This is a genomic window from Rhizobium sp. 1399 (assembly GCF_031455475.1).
Lineage (GTDB): Bacteria > Pseudomonadota > Alphaproteobacteria > Rhizobiales > Rhizobiaceae > Rhizobium.
Genome location: NZ_JAVDSU010000015.1, coordinates 121,032 through 136,007 on the forward strand (window position 1 = coordinate 121,032; position 14,976 = coordinate 136,007).

Genomic DNA, 14,976 nt, shown 5'->3' on the forward strand with positions numbered 1-14,976 from the left:
AATTGAGCAAAGAGTCGTCGGCAAAAATCATGCCCGCGTCCTCGAACAGGCACACGGCAGCTGGTGGCAGTGTTTAGATCTCAAACGGCTGTCGGCGGCGGTCTCTTTTCCGGTAGCTGCACAGACCAACGCCGCCAAACCGGCGCGACGGCGAGCGACGGCAACGGCTTCTTTGCATGTCGAGGAAATTGGATGCACCCTGATCCTCGGATTGCCAATCAGACTGGTCCAGAGTCTTCAACGCTTCGATGATCTCGTCATAAGAGACGGCTTTTTCCGTGCCGGGATAAAGACGAAGTGCCGGAATGGACTCGATGGCAAAGAGGTCGGATGCCCACGATGCGAGAATGGCGCGTTTTGCGTCATCGCCGATATCGCTGGCAACAAGCACGTCACGGGGGTGATTAAAATGCTTGGACGGATGAAGCAGTTGCGCAGCGCTGATTGCTGCTTCGGTACTATGGTTCGTTCTACTGTTGTTGATGTCCTCTCTCATTTTCTGGCTCCATAGATAAATCGATGGTACCTGTGGTGATGTGTCGGAGCTCGGCAAGAAGCGGACGGTGCTCCTCGTGCGCCACCGGTATTTCGGTGATTGCCATTGCTTGCGACAGCAGACTGTCCCGGTCTCGCACGCCCCTGCTGAAGAGCTTGGCGACCGTCGCGGTCAGCCGACCGATCGAGGCCGGCTCGCCCGTTATTCCTTTGGAGCGGGCAACCTCTTTCACGACACTGGCGCAGAGGCGCGCATCTTCTTTCGATGGCAAACTCATGTTTTCTCCGCGAGTGGCTCGCCCCGCGGCGGCTGGGACGAGCCTTACCGATCACTTCTTAGAAGTCCATTCCTGCGCCAGGGGGCATGGCCGGAGCAGTGTCCTTCTTCGGCTTTTCGGCGATCATGGCCTCGGTTGTCACGAGAAGGCCGGCGACGGAGGCCGCGTCCTGGAGTGCTGCGCGTACGACCTTTGCAGGATCGATGACACCCTGTGCATAGAGATCGCCGTATTCGCCGGTCTGGGCGTTCCAGCCGTAGGAGAACTCGGCCTTCTCGCGCAGCTTGCCGACGATGATCGAACCTTCTGCGCCGGCATTCTCGGCAATCTGGCGCACCGGGGATTCGATTGCGCGCCGCACGATCTCAACGCCGACACGCTGGTCCTGGTTGGCCGTATTAAGATTGTCGAGCGCCTTGACGGCGCGCAGCAACGCGACACCGCCACCCGGCAGGATACCTTCCTCGACAGCCGCACGCGTGGCATGCAGCGCGTCATCGACGCGGTCCTTCTTCTCCTTGACCTCAACTTCAGTGGAACCGCCAACGCGGATGACGGCAACGCCGCCAGCGAGCTTGGCAAGACGTTCCTGCAGCTTTTCGCGATCGTAGTCGGAGGTCGTTTCCTCGATCTGGGCGCGGATCTGTGCAACGCGACCGTCGATCTCGGCCTTGGAACCGACGCCATCGATGATAGTGGTATTCTCCTTCTCGATCGCCACCTTCTTGGCGCGGCCGAGCATGTCGAGGGTGACGGACTCGAGCTTGATGCCGAGGTCTTCGGAGATGACAGTGCCGCCCGTGAGGATAGCGATGTCTTCCAGCATGGCCTTGCGGCGGTCGCCGAAGCCCGGAGCCTTGACAGCGGCAATCTTCAGGCCGCCACGCAGCTTGTTGACGACGAGGGTTGCAAGGGCCTCGCCTTCGACATCTTCAGCAATGATCAGCAGCGGCTTGCCGGACTGCACGACGGCTTCCAGGACCGGTAGCATCGATTGAAGATTGGAGAGTTTCTTCTCGTGGATCAGGATATAAGGATCCTCGAACTCGACGCGCATCTTCTCGGTATTGGTGACGAAGTACGGGCTCAGGTAGCCGCGGTCGAACTGCATGCCTTCGACGACTTCGAGCTCGGTTTCAGCGGTCTTGGCTTCCTCGACGGTGATGACGCCTTCGTTGCCGACCTTCTCCATCGCTTCGGCGAGATAGCGGCCGATTTCCTCGTCGCCATTGGCCGAGATAGTGCCGACCTGGGCAATTTCCGCATTGTTGGAGATCTTGCGAGCGTTGGTCTTCAATTCCTTGACGACCGCGTCCACGGCAAGGTCGATACCGCGTTTCAGGTCCATCGGGTTCATGCCCGACGCGACCGCCTTGGCGCCTTCCTTGACGATCGCCTGGGCAAGAACGGTTGCCGTCGTCGTGCCGTCGCCGGCTATGTCATTGGTCTTCGAAGCAACTTCGCGCAGCATCTGCGCGCCCATATTCTCGAACTTGTCTTCGAGTTCGATTTCCTTGGCGACCGAAACACCGTCCTTGGTGATGCGCGGTGCGCCGAAGGACTTGTCGATCACGACGTTGCGGCCTTTCGGGCCGAGCGTCACCTTCACGGCGTTGGCCAGAACATCGACGCCTCGCAACATGCGGTCACGGGCATCGATGTTGAATTTCACGTCTTTCGCAGCCATTTCTTTAACTCCTCAATAGGCAGCTATTGTTGACTGATGGGTTGATAGCCGGATGCTCAGGCAGCCTTCTTCTGCTCGCTCTGGGCTTCGATGATGCCCATGACATCGCTTTCCTTCATGATCAGCAGATCCTCGCCGTTGATCTTGATCTCGGTGCCGGACCATTTGCCAAACAGGATGCGATCGCCTGCTTTGACGTCGAGGGCCTGGACCTGGCCGGCCTCGTTGCGCGCGCCGGGACCCACGGCGATGACCTCGCCTTCCTGCGGCTTTTCCTTGGCGGTGTCGGGAATGATGATGCCGCCCCGGGTCTTCTCCTGAGTTTCGACGCGGCGGACGAGAATGCGATCATGCAGCGGTCTAAACGACATGTTTTCCTCCATCGGACAAAAAAGATGACGCAATCCCCTGGCCGGACCGGATGACCAGTCCGGGCGGGTGCAAAACCTCTATCGAGCGTTTTGCGCAAAATGATCTGGTTTTGCGATTTTTCGATTTCAAGAGGGCAAAGAGAAAAAATTAGCAATCCACAACAGGTGCTGCTAACCTACTGGAAGGGAACACAAAACTGGCTTCACTCGTTCACAAACCCGTTGAAAGCCGCAAATTCTTGCGGCAAATTTCAAAGGTCATGAAACGGAGATGAGCATGCAATTTTCATCCGACCTGGAACGTCAGCTCAATGGCTATGGTCTCACCACCGCCCATATCCTTTACCGCATTCCCGATTTCGAATCCCTGTTGCAGACCTATGTCTGGCAGGACTACGATCTGGCGCCCGATTTTCCCGAGATGCACAAGTTCCTGGACTTCTGGCAGGAGAGCCTCGATGGCCCGCTGCATTCCGTCCGCTACAGCCATCAGCGCCTGATCGGGCCGAACGAATGGCGTCGTGTTGAAGGCGAGTTCAAGCTGAACTGAGTCTTGAATCCGGATTTTCCACTTCCTAGTTCACGTGATGATCGGGGCTTGATGAGCCCGGTCGCTTTCCCGCGTCTGCATGGAGTGAGACCACATGGAAGAGACCATCAATATCATCAGAAGCGCCAGCATCCCGGAGAGGGAAGAGATCATCGTCGATTTCGCCCGATGGCTTGAGACCGCTTCGCAGGAGGCTCAGGTCTATGGTGAAGGGCGGTTCGCTTTGATGTCTGCCAATATGGCGGAAGCGATCCGCATAAACGCCGATGAACTCGCACGCGACAATCCCGAAACGACTGAGCGGGTATTGCAACAGGCGTGCGCAATGATCTCGCAGTTCAAGGCGGCGTACCCGCATCGCGTTCTCAGTCGTGCAGTCCATTAACCGGGCTCCCAACTCGTCACCGGTGCGCACGATATTGGACGGCGCACCGAGAGGTTCTTTCTTGACTACACAAGGGAAGCGCATCCAGTCCTCGCGGCGTGCATGAATATCGGAGGCGACAAGAAAAGGGCGCTCCCGAGCTCGGCTCGCGGGCGGTAAAAATTTTTGTCTGAGCAGATCTCGAATCGGGGAATCGGCAAAACACAAATTGAATTCCACCGTCCGCTGAAATCAGGGCTGGTTTTGCCGGGAGCGCCGCTTTTGGCACTCCCGTACCCTCGTCGCTCCTAGGATATGGCTATGGCAACATCTTACCACTATGCACCTCTCTATCGCTCGAGCGTTGGCTTCGAGCGGGTCTTCGATCTCTCGAAGGCAGCCATCAGACCTGACCCATACCCCCATCAACGGCTATTTCTGCACCGGTGGTAAAACTGCTCTCGTCGCTCGCAAGGAAGAGGGCAGCTGCCGCCACCTCATCAGGTCTGCCCATACGTCCGAGAGGGATCATACTAGACAGTGCGTCTCGAACCTCCTGTGATGTCCTTGCCATCATCGCCGTATCGGTCGGTCCAGGGCTGACAACGTTGACGCGAATGCCTTTGGGAGCAAGTTCGTTTGCCCATGTGCGAGTAAACGATCGGACTGCGGCTTTCGTCGCACCATAGACACCATATCCTCTTGTGCCGATATCGCTCGCAATAGAGCCAATCAGCACAATCGTACCGCTGGGCTGCATGATGTCGATGGCACCCTGTACCGCAAATACAAGGGATCGGACGTTCAGGCCAAATGTCCGATCAAAATGAGCTTCGGAAATCTCATCAAGGGGTGCGTATTCAGATAGGCCCGCGTTCACGACAAGCACGTCGATGCGGCCTTGTTCCGATCGGATCCGCTCAAAGACGCGCTGAAGATCGGCGTTGTTACTGGCATCCGCCTGGATCGCGTAGATGCTGCCCATGCCGGTTAAGTCTGGTTGGCTCTCCGCGCCCTTGCGGCTGGTCGCGTAGACCTGCGCTCCCTCGCTGGCGAACCTTTGAGACACGGCTCCGCCGATGCCGCCGACACCGCCGATAACGAGGGAGATCTTGTTTGCTAATCTGGTCATGTTAACTCCACCAACAATGATGAAGCCAGGATATATTCTCTATACCTACGGTCAATTACGCACTATATGTAAAGCAGATATCGAGGAGTATACCCATGTCCGCAGGGAAAGAAGGTCCGCTCATCAAAGCTTGCTCGTCTCATAGCCACAAAGCTGTCTCTGCAGAGGCGTTGCTGGACGTTGAGAAGGCGCGGCCCGTGCTTGAGCAGATCGCCAACAAGTGGTCGGTCTTGATCCTGACCGTCTTGTGCACCCGGCCATCGCGCTTCAACGAGATCATGCGGCGCCTGGACGGGATCACTCACAAAGCACTCGCCGACGCATTGAAGCGCCTGGAGCGCAATGGTCTCGTTCGCCGTGACGTACTCACCACGACAACGCCGGTCGGCGTCGAATATACCATCACCTCGCTCGGCCGCTCCCTTCAGCAACCCTTCGAGGCGCTCTACGCTTGGTCCATGACCTACGGTCCGGAGCTTGAGCGCGCGCAAGAAGAATACGATCGGGTTCGAGACTAACTCGACTGATATCGGCGGACATTCGATTGGTTGGCCGGGCCGCTCATCACGCGGCCGCATTCATCAAGTGCTCAAAGACGGTCGAGATGAACGCACGAAGACGCTGAAGACGTCGTAGGTCTAGGTGACATCGCATCCAGATGTCTCGCGCCGACGGCGTCGTCGGCAGTTCCAGTCTGCGGATACCGGCGATCTGATTGCTGACTACGCGGGGCAGGACGGCGCTCCCGACGCCTTGCCTACACACATGCGCCCCTGGACGTTGCGGTTATTTGATCGCAGGACTGGTCTCGCGTTGGGAAAACTCTCCATGAGCCAAGCGATATCGGGGAACTGCCCGGTCGACGTATCGTGAGTAATCAGCCGGAAACCAGTCCAGTCGCCATATTTGGGATCAGGCGACTCCTCGGCGATATGGACGCCGTATTCCAGCTGAAGAGCCGGCGCTGAACGACATCGGCAGCGTTGAACGGAACGATGCGAAAAGCAACATCGGAAGCGCCTTGTTCCTCGCCGGGTGGAGGCAGGTCTTGATTGCAGACTGCTTCTGCGGGCACCTCTTGGCCAAAGGCCATTCAGTCAAAGCTCTTTCGAGAGGAGGGCCCGCCCTCGATGCACTTGTCGCGAAAGGAGCAGAACCGTTCCTTGGCAGCTTCGACACAGGTGCTGGTGAGCTTGACGCGTTCTTCGAAGACGCTGACGCTGCGTTCCTCATGGTCAAAACCATTTGGGGGTCGGAGGACTTCCATGGGCACTACCCTATGGTAGCGCTTCGGTTTTTCGACGCACTTCGGGATTCCCCAGTGAAATTGGCCGTGAGCCTGACCGGGATGGGATCCGAGGTCAGCGGAAATACCGGCCATTTCCAGGGCTTCCATATCCTGGATCAGATCCTCAACCGACTACGCGACATCAAATTGGTGCACCTGCAGGGTGGCTGGTTCATGCAGGACCTGGCCGGGTGGACCGACTCGATCGCGCAGCACGAGAGGATCGGCTGGTCACTTGACCACAACGTCAAGACTCCTTGGGTTGCCATTCAGGACATCGCGGATCTCGCGGCGAAGAATTCGACACGCCGACTGAGCAGCACCGATTCGCAAAGCAACTGGGCATCGATTACACGATGACCGAGATCGCTGCGATTATTGGCCAGGCACTCGGTAGAGAGGTAGACTATCGCTTCATCAATAGGAGCGATCGCGAGGTTGAGACGGTATTCCGGAAAAGGCTCGGAACCCTCTGACGGTGGGTCTACGATAACGACACCATGGCTGCACTTAACGATGGGCGTGTAACGTTTCGCGATGATCGTCCTGCGCTGCGCACGACAATGGAAGAATTCGTCAAACACACCCTCAGACCGCTGATCGAGAAGGCGCGGAAGGATGGCGTCAAACCAGAGACCTTCCTCACGTGGAGCTCACAGGCTATCGCTCGGCGAAGTGCCGCGTTTACGCGCACCCGCCAAACTGGCCCCCGGAGATAGTCTGTCGAGTTGACTGGCATGGCGCGCGATCGGTTTGCCGACCTTGCCGCCTGTTTCTTATGTTGTCTACGACAGCGAACTCAGATGAATGAAAAGAGAGCCATTCGCGCCCTCAATTTTCTTTAGGAGATCCGCGCTGACTTCGTCTCTTGTCACCGCTTTAAAATGACGCCACTTCTGTTTTGTGGCGTTCGCAGGTATTGCCTTTCCTTCACGCAAAAAAAGCGTCACGTCGGGTTCGTCATCCGATTTGTAGATGCAAATCCTCATCGCCGCCCCCGTTTTGCAGTGCAAAATATTGTGCGCCGCAATGTCAATGATGGCAAACAATATTTTGCCGGATAAGCGAAAATCGTGACCGGTCAGAGTAGATGCTATCGAGATCGCCGGGTGGATTCTGTAGCCTATACCGCCGCCGGGCGAACTTTGCGTTGTTATTCAGAGCAACCTCGTGCCAAGCGTCTCCAGGCTGATTCTTCCGAAAATGGCATAGGAGCAAGCCTTGATGGCGACGCCGCTTGCACCTTCTCCGCTGCTGTTCCGCAGGAACTCGGGATCAACAGCGCAGAGCTCGCGCTGCTCAGGCTCGACGCGCTTGCGGAAAACGGAGAACAAATGAAATGCAAATTTTCAGCTGATTGCCGTAGAATTTTTCCAGGCGCTCTGTTTCGGGAGAATCGGGGCGCACGCCGACCGCCGAGGCTGCCCTTGTTGGCGAGGCGTGCAACTTCCTGATCGAGAAGGCGATTGGCCCCGACATCCTAGCCTCCACCTGTAACTCGCCGGAGGAGCGGGCTGTGTGCGTTCTTGTCAAGTTGAGGCAGGTCTGCAGTGCGACGACAGGGCAGGTGGCGTCCGAGGTGAAACAAGGGGCCGACAATCTCGTCCGTACGGCGATGCATCGTGTTCCGGCTGACGTCGGATTTCTCGCCGGCTTCCTCATTCCCTCAAGATCAACGAGGAAATCGTCAAGCCGCATCTTTGACACTCCACCGGCCTGTCAAGAAACTTTCTTCGCCATACCCACCGAGCGCGGCGCGGTTTCAGTGAAACCGAACTGTTGATAGAGCCGGTTTGCCGGCACGTCGGCGATCAGACTGACATAGGCGGTCTTTGGCAGCTTGCTCTCGATATGGTCCATCAGTGCTGCCATGATCATCTTGCCGAGCCCTCTTCCCCGGTGCTCGGGCATGATCGCGATGTCGGTCACCTGAAAGAAGCAGCCCCCGTCGCCGATGATTCGACCCATGCCGATGACCGCGCCGCCGCTCATCAGGCAGACGCCAAAGATAGAATTGGGCAGCCCCTTTTCGGCCGCCTCTTTCGAGAAAGGGCTAAGGCCGGAGGCCTCGCGCAGGCGCAGGTAATCGTCAACGCTCGGGAGGTGGGGTTCGATGCGGTAGTCGTTAAGCGGGGTTAAAAGGGTGCCTGCCAATTGATGCCTTCCAAAATTCCCGCCGCCGGCTCGCGGCCTTGCCGGTTGATGACGCAAACAGTCGCGCAATGAAAACTGCCACGGAGTCAATGTCGAAGGGAATACAACGGAAGCGACCGACTGCCGCCCGAAAATCGGATCATGCCGCACATGTAAATGTTTGTCGCTCCAATACACAGCGCTCTAACACCATCATCGATTGGGTTGCCTCCGATCCTGATACTACCCAAAAATATCCTCGCCGAAATCACAATTTTCTCGCAGTTAAGGCTTGATAAACGTAGCGACAGGCTTGGTGGGACCGCGCGCTGGGCCGTAGGCGCCTGGGTCGAAAGAGGGTCTGCCCTTCGCGCGATCCCAAATTGTAGACGTGGAAATCTGTCGATCGTTGCGGGAAATAGGCTTGCAACTCAAACAGATGCAAGCTCCTCATGCTCCGTCCCGACACGCCTCTGTCACGGTAATCACGATTCAACACCCGAATCCCGTGACAACGGCGTGACATCCACAGCCGTGATGCCGGTTGGTGGATCGCGCGACGCACCATGTGCTGCATGTGATCCGGTAAAGACGAAAGCGCCACGTGATCCGGACGCCCAAATTCTTGGTGTACGATAAAGTTCCAAGACCGAAGAAGAAATTTGTGGAGGTGGACCGCGCAACGACCGCCAGGGCTTTGAAGGGATCCATCACAGTGACGGTTCGCCGCACGATCCGGATATCTAATCGCATCTCCGGCGAAAAGTTCCGACTTATTTTCGTCGCGCTTTCTCAGTGTTTCTTCGGTATCACGTGGATCGGTTGCAATCGGACCGCCCCTGGCCGACGCGAGGACCTCGCTCTCTTGAACGCTCAAGCCCGGCGTTCGCCTCCTCAAGATCCTGGATGTCACCTCGGCTTGCGCCGGTGGATAAGCCACTCGGCCCGGAATTGCGTGCCCGAGGCGGTGGCGTCGCAGCTGAGGACTTGCAGACACCTACGACATAATCTTTGCAGCCAGCATCGCGACGCCGGAGAAAAGCCGCCACAGCGCCAGCAATATCCCGAAAACAAGATATAGGGTCGCGACGGAAAGCGATATCCCGAAGGGAACGATCATCCTGTAGACGTAGGAGGCCGGTGCAAAGTCGAGCAGCCAGACATGCTCCCCGAACCTTAAAAGGTCGCTCGTCTTCTCCACGCCGAACACCCGGCGCTTGATCAGGCTCGCCCAGTATTTGGTTGATCGAGGAGCAAGATTGGGTACGCCCTGATCGAAACTCGCTACCGGCTTTCCAAGCATAGCATTTGACCGTTGGGGGCACCAATTGATGGGGAGAGGATAGGTCTGTTATGCGACCGTTCCGTACGATATTCTCGGCGGATGAAACTCAGCCAGACCATACGGTTTTGTACCTCCGCCGACGGCACCCGCATCGCCGTCGCGTCTTGTGGACAAGGCCAGGTGATCCTGCGGGCGGCGCATTGGCTCAGCCACGTCGACTATGATCTCGAGAGCCCGGTCTGGCGGCCCTGGCTCCGGGCGATGTCTGCCCGGAACCGTTTTGTACGCTACGACCCGCGCGGCTGCGGCCTGTCGGACCGGCATGTATCTGACCTTTCGCTCGACGCGTGGCACGCCGACCTTGATGCCGTGGCTGCTTCGATCGAGGACCCGCGCTTCGTTCTCCTCGGTCTTTCACAGGGCGGCGCACTCGCTATCGTGTATGCGCTGAGGTATCCGGAGCGGGTCTCGCATCTGGTTCTCCTAAACGCGTATGGCCAGGGTGCCAGGACGAGAGCTCAGACTGAGGCCGAGCGGCTGGAAGCCGAAACACTTGTCAATTTCGTTCGCATCGGCTGGGGACGAGACAATCCAGCCTTTTGTCAATTTTTCACCAACCTTTTCATCCCCGACGGCACGCCTGAACAGCATCGCTGGTGGGGTGATCTGGAGCGCCTGACTGCGACTCCTGAGGTTGCAGCGCAATTGCTTTGGCAAATGCAGGGGATCGATGTGCTGCAGCTTGCGACGATGCTTCGTGTACCGACATTGATCGCTCATAGCCGTGGCGACGTGCGCGTGCCGTTCGACCAGGGCTGCAAGCTTGCCGCTGCAATTCCAGGCGCCAGCTTCGTGCCGTTAGAGAGCAAGAACCACGTGCTCTTGCCAGATGAGCCCGCATGGAGCGTATTTCAGGCAGAACTCGCTGCTTTTCTCGGGCAGGACAGCCCCGTACGACCGCGCGCCATCAGTGAGGCGGATCTCACACCCGCCGAGGCGGCCCTTCTCGACCTCGTGGCGGAAGGTCTCGACAACCGGGCGATCGCAGAACGGCTCGGCAAGAGCGTCAAAACCGTACGAAATCAGCTATCGGTGATCTTCGGCAAACTCGGGGTGCATAGCCGCTCGCAGGCGATCGTCATCGCGCTCTCCAATTAGTCCCCGACAGCTAGCTGCTCTCTGTGCGGCGGACGGGACGTATGTCCCTCCAATCAGCGGGATTGTTCGCCGCTGCGGGACGATCGCCTCATGTTCCTGGAGGCGACTTGTTCCATCCTCGGCGTCACGGATGGCAAGACGCCGTCCAAGGATGAGGAGGAATGCGAGATGTCGGAACTCAACGAAACAGCTCTCAATGAGCTGGTGGGCCGGGTCCTCGGCGATCTTGGCGGCGCAGTCAGCGTGCCGCTGGTACGGATCGGAGATGCGCTCGGGCTATATGCGACCCTCAGGGAGATCGGCCCAGCGAAGGCCGACGAACTCGCCGAGGCTGCGGGCTGTGCGCCGCGCTATGTGCGCGAGTGGCTGGCAGCCCAGGCGGCTTCGGGGTATGTGCATTACGAGCAGGGGCGCTTCTCGCTGACGCCCGAGCAATCTCTCGTGTTTGCCGCACCGGACAGCCCGGCCAATCTGATCGGCGCGTTCGATACCGCCGCTGCGATGGTGGAGAACCAGCCGAAGGTACAGGCCGCCTTCAAGACCGGTAGGGGTGTGGCCTGGGGCGATCAGGCTGGCTGCATGTCCTGTGCCGTCGCGCGGCTCTTCCGCCCTGGTTACGTCAATGCGCTTGTGCAGGATTGGCTGCCGGCGCTCGACGGCGTCGTCGACAAACTGAAGAAGGGCGTGAAGGTGGCCGACGTCGGATGCGGGCATGGTCTATCGACGATCTTGATGGCGCAGGCGTTCCCAGACTCGCGGTTTACGGGCTACGACTTCCATCCGGGCTCGATTGCCGCTGCGACTGCGCATGTCCAGGCGCACGGATTGACGAATGTCCATTTCGAAGTCGGCCGGGCGCAGGATTTCGAGGGTCGCGATTTCGATTTTATCACCTGCTTCGACTGCCTGCACGACATGGGCGATCCGAACGGCGCGGCGGCTCATATCCGACGTGCACTGAAGAACGGCGGCACTTGGATGGTCGTGGAGCCCATGGCCGGGGATACGCTGGAGGAGAATATCAACCCAGTGGGACGGCTCTATTACTCCGCCTCGACGATGATCTGCGTTCCGACCTCGCTTGCTCAGGAGACAGGTCTCGCGCTTGGTGCGCAGGCAGGAGAACAACGTTTGTCCGACGTGATCCGGTCGGGCGGTTTCACCCATGTTCGACGGGCGGCCCAGACGCCCCTCAACATGATTCTCGAGGCAACTTAATGTCGGGGTCGCCGTCTACGGCCAGAAGGACGCGCAATCTCGGGCGTTAAAGCGATCGACCGCAAAGTCCGGTGTTCCTTAGATTCCCTGCAGGGCGAAGCGAGGGCTGACCGCCTTCGACCGCTTCAGGGCGTGATACACTGCTTCGGCAACGCCTTATCAGCATAAACGCTTAGTCTGCAGTTTGATCGGCTTCGAGTGTACGGACGACCACGCCGTTTCGGACATTTTGTGTTCGCATGATAAACTGCCTCGTCATCGTGACGCTGGAGGTGTTTGGCTGCCAGGAGTTTTCACTTCGATGTCGCCGTCGCTCTTTGAAGCAAGGAATAGATTCGAGTGTCTTTTGGAACCTCGACGCAAAATTCCCACCAACTCTTCGCCACTGTGGTCTTCCCCGTGATCACGAATTGGAAGCTTTTGGTCGGGCTGGCGCTGGCCTGGAAGCCAGCGCCAGCTCTCGACCGCGTGTGGGTTTCATAAATGGACGTTATGTCTCGACGTTCGCCCTATCAAGCGCTTAGCTCGTTTGAGTAAGGCGTCGCCGTCTCCGATCGCTTCAAGACCGTGCACCTCGTAGCGTCAAGCGTTACGACCTTAACCGCGTTCGGTCAGCCACACCGCTGCGGAATTGTGCGGCAGCATCGGAGGTGACTATGGACTGGTAGTCCGGTAATCGGTATTGCGAATGTCCCAGCATATCACCAAACCATCCCGTGGATTCTCCAAGGCTTTTTATATTGAAAAAAGTGCAACGCAATTTTGCGGTCGAGTACAAAACCGGCAGGCGAAAACTCGATTCCAGGTCAAACTCGATCTGGGGCAACATGGATCTAAAATCCGTTGCTCGCGATATTGAGAGAGAGGCAATCCCATATCTCTCAGGCATCTCTCAGAGTGGCAAATCCGACCGCGAGGTGTCTTTACCGGAGCGAGATCAGGCCGAGTCGTTGTTGACACCGCTTTCCGGGACGTCGACAACTGAATCAATGACGCAGGAGATGGGCATGGCCGACGAGACTGATACGATCACAAATGCCGACGTACTGACCGTTGTCGAAACGTCCGATGCGCCGAAGAAACAGCGCAAACCCCGCGCCAAGAAGGCCGCGGCACTCGAAACGGCATCAACTGACGCAACGGCAGAGCCATCAGCTGCTCCGACCGGCGCCGTTGGCGAGAAAAGGAGAGGTCGTAAGGCAAAGGTGATCGAAGCTGCCTCCAGTAACAAACGTGGACGTGTGAGCCGTGCCGCAAAGGCTGTGCAGACAGCCTCGGCCGTGCCGATGACGGTGATCGATGAGATGGCAGATCTCTTGCAGTTGGAAGAGGAGAATCAACGATTGCGCAAGCTCCTGTCTGAAAAACTGCGCGCCGAAAATGCCGATCTGCGCAAACGGCTCAAGCTCGATTGATATAAGCAGCCGGTCAATCGCCGAACGCCCGGCCACTTCCTGCAGGGTTTTCACCCCGCCCGGCTTGAAGGGTCTTCACGTTTCTGTCGATCACCTTGACGATATTCGCAAGCTGGGCGTTCTTCTTGGCGAATGCCCATTCCGCCGAGGACATGCGGATTGTTGCCTTGGGGAAGGCCAACTTCCCGCCCTTAACGAGGCCGCCCATGTGGTCGGGATGCGAATGGGTTATCAGAATGTCGGTAACCTCTTCCGGTTTGGTGCCTGCCTGAGCGAGGGACTGCTGCAGCGCCCCGCCAACCCCAGTATCGATCAGGATCACGCGCTTTGGCGCTTTCACCAACAACGCGTCCACGCTCAGCGTGACGGTATCGGAGGGCGCACCTGCTGCTTTGAGTACTTCACCAGTTTCCTCTGGAGAGTGTCCGACACCGAAGACCTTGCCGTCGTTCGGCAGTACGAACTGGGCGTCGTGCTATATTCAAGGAGCTAGGGCAGGGGTTGGATACTGCCCACCAAGTTTCCAACTGTTCCCAGACGGGCAAGCTACGCCGTTGAAGCGCGCCATACCGTCGAGCGATTGCCGACTGGTTACAAATCCGCGACAGCCGTCCGGTCCATCGTTACCGGGATCGATCTGTTCGATAACGCCCGTGCTGCCTGTCGATGGGTTGGCCCAAGCGAGCGCAGTTGCGCCGACAGCACTGCGACCGACTGTATCTGCGATCACCGCTTGATCGGTCAAGGGCGCCTGGTGCGGGATTGCTGATTGGGCGAGGGGCGTCTCGAGCGGCTCGATATGTGAGCATGCCGTTAAAGCCGCGATGCCTATGGCCGAGATGAAGTGCTTCGGATTCATCGCCCCGATAAAGCGTTTTGCTTTTAGTATTTCAAGTTACTTATAGTTCACGTTCTGGCGAGGTTTCAGTGATTGCCTTTGCCGGAGAATGCTCCGGCAGCGCCGCAGCCGCCGCTTCTTGCGCAAACGCTGACAAAGACTGGCCCTTTGGGGCATTGGCGAAACTTGATTTTTTGACAGAGCGACTTCAAGGACGACAGGTCGCCACTGATCCTTACCTGCGCGAATGCCCATGCCGTGCAGATTTTTCGCGTTTCCGTCAATATCGATGAAGCACGCAGAATATCGCGAGGTACGACCCCAAGCAGCCTGCCAGGACGGGTCGATATCACCGTTTGGCGCGCGGTACAGCAAACGATGGGTTAGCGGATCAACGATTATTCACGAATGAGCTGTGAATTGAGCTCGCAAACGAGATCAGCTCGTTCGGCTCCATAGCTAACATGGTGAAGCGCCCTGTGGCAGTTCGGACAAATCGCAAGCATTCTGAACTCTATCGCTGCCGCCGTCGGCAAGCTTCTCCCTATGACGTAGGATAATCATCGCCCGGAGCGGTCGTGAAGGGCGCTGGTGTGCGGCAGCACTCGCAAAGGCCGCGCGTCCGCTTCAACGCGTACGCTTTGAACCCTGGGTCTTCTTAGAGGGCCGACTATGCCCTGAGGGTAGGGCAGGTAGGGCACGGTGAAGGAGTGCAGTCTGGGCAATGTCACTGTACCTCGGCCGGAAGCAGATTCAGAGTGACT

Annotated in this window: 16 protein-coding genes and 3 pseudogenes; 8 read left to right on the forward strand and 11 right to left on the reverse strand. The window is 57.9% G+C overall.

Annotated elements, in window-relative coordinates; translation table 11 throughout:
- Positions 1 to 73: 73 nt before the first annotated feature.
- From J2X71_RS32345 to J2X71_RS32360, 4 genes are read right to left on the reverse strand one after another with little or no spacing between them, the layout of a single operon-like run.
- Positions 74 to 496: a hypothetical protein gene (locus J2X71_RS32345; protein WP_310388830.1), complete on the reverse strand. Its 423-nt coding sequence runs from the start codon at positions 494 to 496 to the stop codon at positions 74 to 76.
- Entirely contained in the window at positions 471 to 773 is a 303-nt protein-coding gene (locus tag J2X71_RS32350) for a hypothetical protein (RefSeq protein ID WP_310388832.1), read from the reverse strand. The genes J2X71_RS32345 and J2X71_RS32350 overlap by 26 nt, the downstream gene beginning before the upstream one ends.
- Positions 774 to 831: 58 nt before the next feature.
- A complete protein-coding gene (gene groL, locus J2X71_RS32355; RefSeq protein ID WP_113321190.1) occupies positions 832 to 2,460 on the reverse strand; it encodes a chaperonin GroEL in 1,629 nt (542 codons plus the stop codon).
- 56 nt (positions 2,461 to 2,516) lie between these two features.
- Complete coding sequence (locus J2X71_RS32360) at positions 2,517 to 2,831, reverse strand: co-chaperone GroES (RefSeq protein ID WP_310388834.1); 315 nt, start codon at positions 2,829 to 2,831, stop codon at positions 2,517 to 2,519.
- A gap of 277 nt (positions 2,832 to 3,108) precedes the next feature.
- On the opposite strand from J2X71_RS32360, the gene J2X71_RS32365 reads away from it, so the two are divergent.
- The 3 genes and pseudogenes from J2X71_RS32365 to J2X71_RS32375 all read left to right on the forward strand — a co-directional run.
- Positions 3,109 to 3,381 carry an usg protein gene (locus J2X71_RS32365; RefSeq protein ID WP_113321192.1) on the forward strand — a complete coding sequence of 91 codons (273 nt, stop codon included), beginning with the start codon at positions 3,109 to 3,111 and terminating at the stop codon, positions 3,379 to 3,381.
- Between the two features lie 94 nt (positions 3,382 to 3,475).
- The gene (locus tag J2X71_RS32370; RefSeq protein ID WP_310388840.1) at positions 3,476 to 3,766 is read left to right on the forward strand and encodes a hypothetical protein; all 291 of its coding nucleotides are present in this window, start codon (positions 3,476 to 3,478) and stop codon (positions 3,764 to 3,766) included.
- 300 nt (positions 3,767 to 4,066) lie between these two features.
- Positions 4,067 to 4,153: pseudogene (locus J2X71_RS32375) on the forward strand (molecular chaperone Hsp20); the annotation flags it as partial.
- On the opposite strand, the gene J2X71_RS32380 reads toward J2X71_RS32375, so the two are convergent.
- Positions 4,149 to 4,877 (reverse strand): SDR family oxidoreductase, encoded by a 729-nt coding sequence (locus J2X71_RS32380; RefSeq protein WP_310388842.1) that lies wholly within the window; start codon positions 4,875 to 4,877, stop codon positions 4,149 to 4,151. The pseudogene J2X71_RS32375 and the gene J2X71_RS32380 sit on opposite strands and share 5 nt — an antisense overlap.
- 95 nt (positions 4,878 to 4,972) lie before the next feature.
- Between J2X71_RS32380 and J2X71_RS32385 the strand changes: the two genes are divergently transcribed.
- Positions 4,973 to 5,395, forward strand: a complete 423-nt coding sequence (locus tag J2X71_RS32385; protein ID WP_310388844.1) for a helix-turn-helix domain-containing protein — start codon at positions 4,973 to 4,975, stop codon at positions 5,393 to 5,395.
- A 46-nt stretch (positions 5,396 to 5,441) separates the two neighbouring features.
- On the opposite strand, the pseudogene J2X71_RS32390 reads toward J2X71_RS32385, so the two are convergent.
- Positions 5,442 to 5,901 (reverse strand): annotated as a pseudogene (locus J2X71_RS32390) (LysR substrate-binding domain-containing protein); the annotation flags it as partial.
- Here J2X71_RS32390 and J2X71_RS32395 point away from each other — a divergent pair.
- A pseudogene (locus J2X71_RS32395) lies at positions 5,899 to 6,884 on the forward strand (nucleoside-diphosphate sugar epimerase). The pseudogenes J2X71_RS32390 and J2X71_RS32395 overlap by 3 nt on opposite strands.
- Positions 6,885 to 6,950: 66 nt before the next feature.
- On the opposite strand, the gene J2X71_RS32400 reads toward J2X71_RS32395, so the two are convergent.
- The 3 genes from J2X71_RS32400 to J2X71_RS32410 all read right to left on the reverse strand — a co-directional run bounded on the left by J2X71_RS32400 (position 6,951) and on the right by J2X71_RS32410 (position 9,601).
- A complete protein-coding gene (locus tag J2X71_RS32400; protein WP_310388846.1) occupies positions 6,951 to 7,214 on the reverse strand; it encodes a hypothetical protein in 264 nt (87 codons plus the stop codon).
- Positions 7,215 to 7,884: 670 nt separating this feature from the next.
- The gene (locus tag J2X71_RS32405; RefSeq protein ID WP_310388849.1) at positions 7,885 to 8,319 is read right to left on the reverse strand and encodes a GNAT family N-acetyltransferase; all 435 of its coding nucleotides are present in this window, start codon (positions 8,317 to 8,319) and stop codon (positions 7,885 to 7,887) included.
- 976 nt (positions 8,320 to 9,295) lie between these two features.
- Positions 9,296 to 9,601, reverse strand: a complete 306-nt coding sequence (locus J2X71_RS32410) for a hypothetical protein (protein WP_310388850.1) — start codon at positions 9,599 to 9,601, stop codon at positions 9,296 to 9,298.
- Positions 9,602 to 9,682: 81 nt separating this feature from the next.
- Here J2X71_RS32410 and J2X71_RS32415 point away from each other — a divergent pair, with 81 nt between their 5' ends.
- From J2X71_RS32415 to J2X71_RS32425, 3 genes are all read left to right on the forward strand, one after another.
- Entirely contained in the window at positions 9,683 to 10,741 is a 1,059-nt protein-coding gene (locus J2X71_RS32415) for an alpha/beta fold hydrolase (protein ID WP_113321489.1), read from the forward strand.
- A 168-nt stretch (positions 10,742 to 10,909) separates the two neighbouring features.
- Complete coding sequence (locus J2X71_RS32420) at positions 10,910 to 11,959, forward strand: class I SAM-dependent methyltransferase (protein ID WP_310388911.1); 1,050 nt, start codon at positions 10,910 to 10,912, stop codon at positions 11,957 to 11,959.
- 740 nt (positions 11,960 to 12,699) lie between these two features.
- On the forward strand, positions 12,700 to 13,374 hold the full coding sequence (locus J2X71_RS32425) for a transcriptional regulator (protein WP_310388853.1): 675 nt from the start codon (positions 12,700 to 12,702) through the stop codon (positions 13,372 to 13,374).
- 13 nt (positions 13,375 to 13,387) lie between these two features.
- Here the strand turns inward: J2X71_RS32425 and J2X71_RS32430 are convergent, their stop codons facing one another.
- Both J2X71_RS32430 and J2X71_RS32435 read right to left on the reverse strand, forming a co-directional pair.
- The gene (locus tag J2X71_RS32430) at positions 13,388 to 13,729 is read right to left on the reverse strand and encodes an MBL fold metallo-hydrolase (protein WP_310388854.1); all 342 of its coding nucleotides are present in this window, start codon (positions 13,727 to 13,729) and stop codon (positions 13,388 to 13,390) included.
- Positions 13,730 to 13,855: 126 nt separating this feature from the next.
- Positions 13,856 to 14,233, reverse strand: coding sequence for an RT0821/Lpp0805 family surface protein (locus tag J2X71_RS32435; protein WP_310388855.1), 378 nt, complete (start codon positions 14,231 to 14,233; stop codon positions 13,856 to 13,858).
- Positions 14,234 to 14,976 lie beyond the last annotated feature (743 nt).

Coding starts and splice junctions, on each gene's coding strand:
- J2X71_RS32345 (WP_310388830.1), bottom strand. CDS start 496: ATGAGAGAGGACATCAACAACAGTAGAACGAACCATAGTACCGAAGCA.
- J2X71_RS32350 (WP_310388832.1), bottom strand. CDS start 773: ATGAGTTTGCCATCGAAAGAAGATGCGCGCCTCTGCGCCAGTGTCGTG.
- groL (WP_113321190.1), bottom strand. CDS start 2,460: ATGGCTGCGAAAGACGTGAAATTCAACATCGATGCCCGTGACCGCATG.
- J2X71_RS32360 (WP_310388834.1), bottom strand. CDS start 2,831: ATGTCGTTTAGACCGCTGCATGATCGCATTCTCGTCCGCCGCGTCGAA.
- J2X71_RS32365 (WP_113321192.1), top strand. CDS start 3,109: ATGCAATTTTCATCCGACCTGGAACGTCAGCTCAATGGCTATGGTCTC.
- J2X71_RS32370 (WP_310388840.1), top strand. CDS start 3,476: ATGGAAGAGACCATCAATATCATCAGAAGCGCCAGCATCCCGGAGAGG.
- J2X71_RS32380 (WP_310388842.1), bottom strand. CDS start 4,877: ATGACCAGATTAGCAAACAAGATCTCCCTCGTTATCGGCGGTGTCGGC.
- J2X71_RS32385 (WP_310388844.1), top strand. CDS start 4,973: ATGTCCGCAGGGAAAGAAGGTCCGCTCATCAAAGCTTGCTCGTCTCAT.
- J2X71_RS32410 (WP_310388850.1), bottom strand. CDS start 9,601: ATGCTTGGAAAGCCGGTAGCGAGTTTCGATCAGGGCGTACCCAATCTT.
- J2X71_RS32415 (WP_113321489.1), top strand. CDS start 9,683: ATGAAACTCAGCCAGACCATACGGTTTTGTACCTCCGCCGACGGCACC.
- J2X71_RS32420 (WP_310388911.1), top strand. CDS start 10,910: ATGTCGGAACTCAACGAAACAGCTCTCAATGAGCTGGTGGGCCGGGTC.
- J2X71_RS32435 (WP_310388855.1), bottom strand. CDS start 14,233: ATGAATCCGAAGCACTTCATCTCGGCCATAGGCATCGCGGCTTTAACG.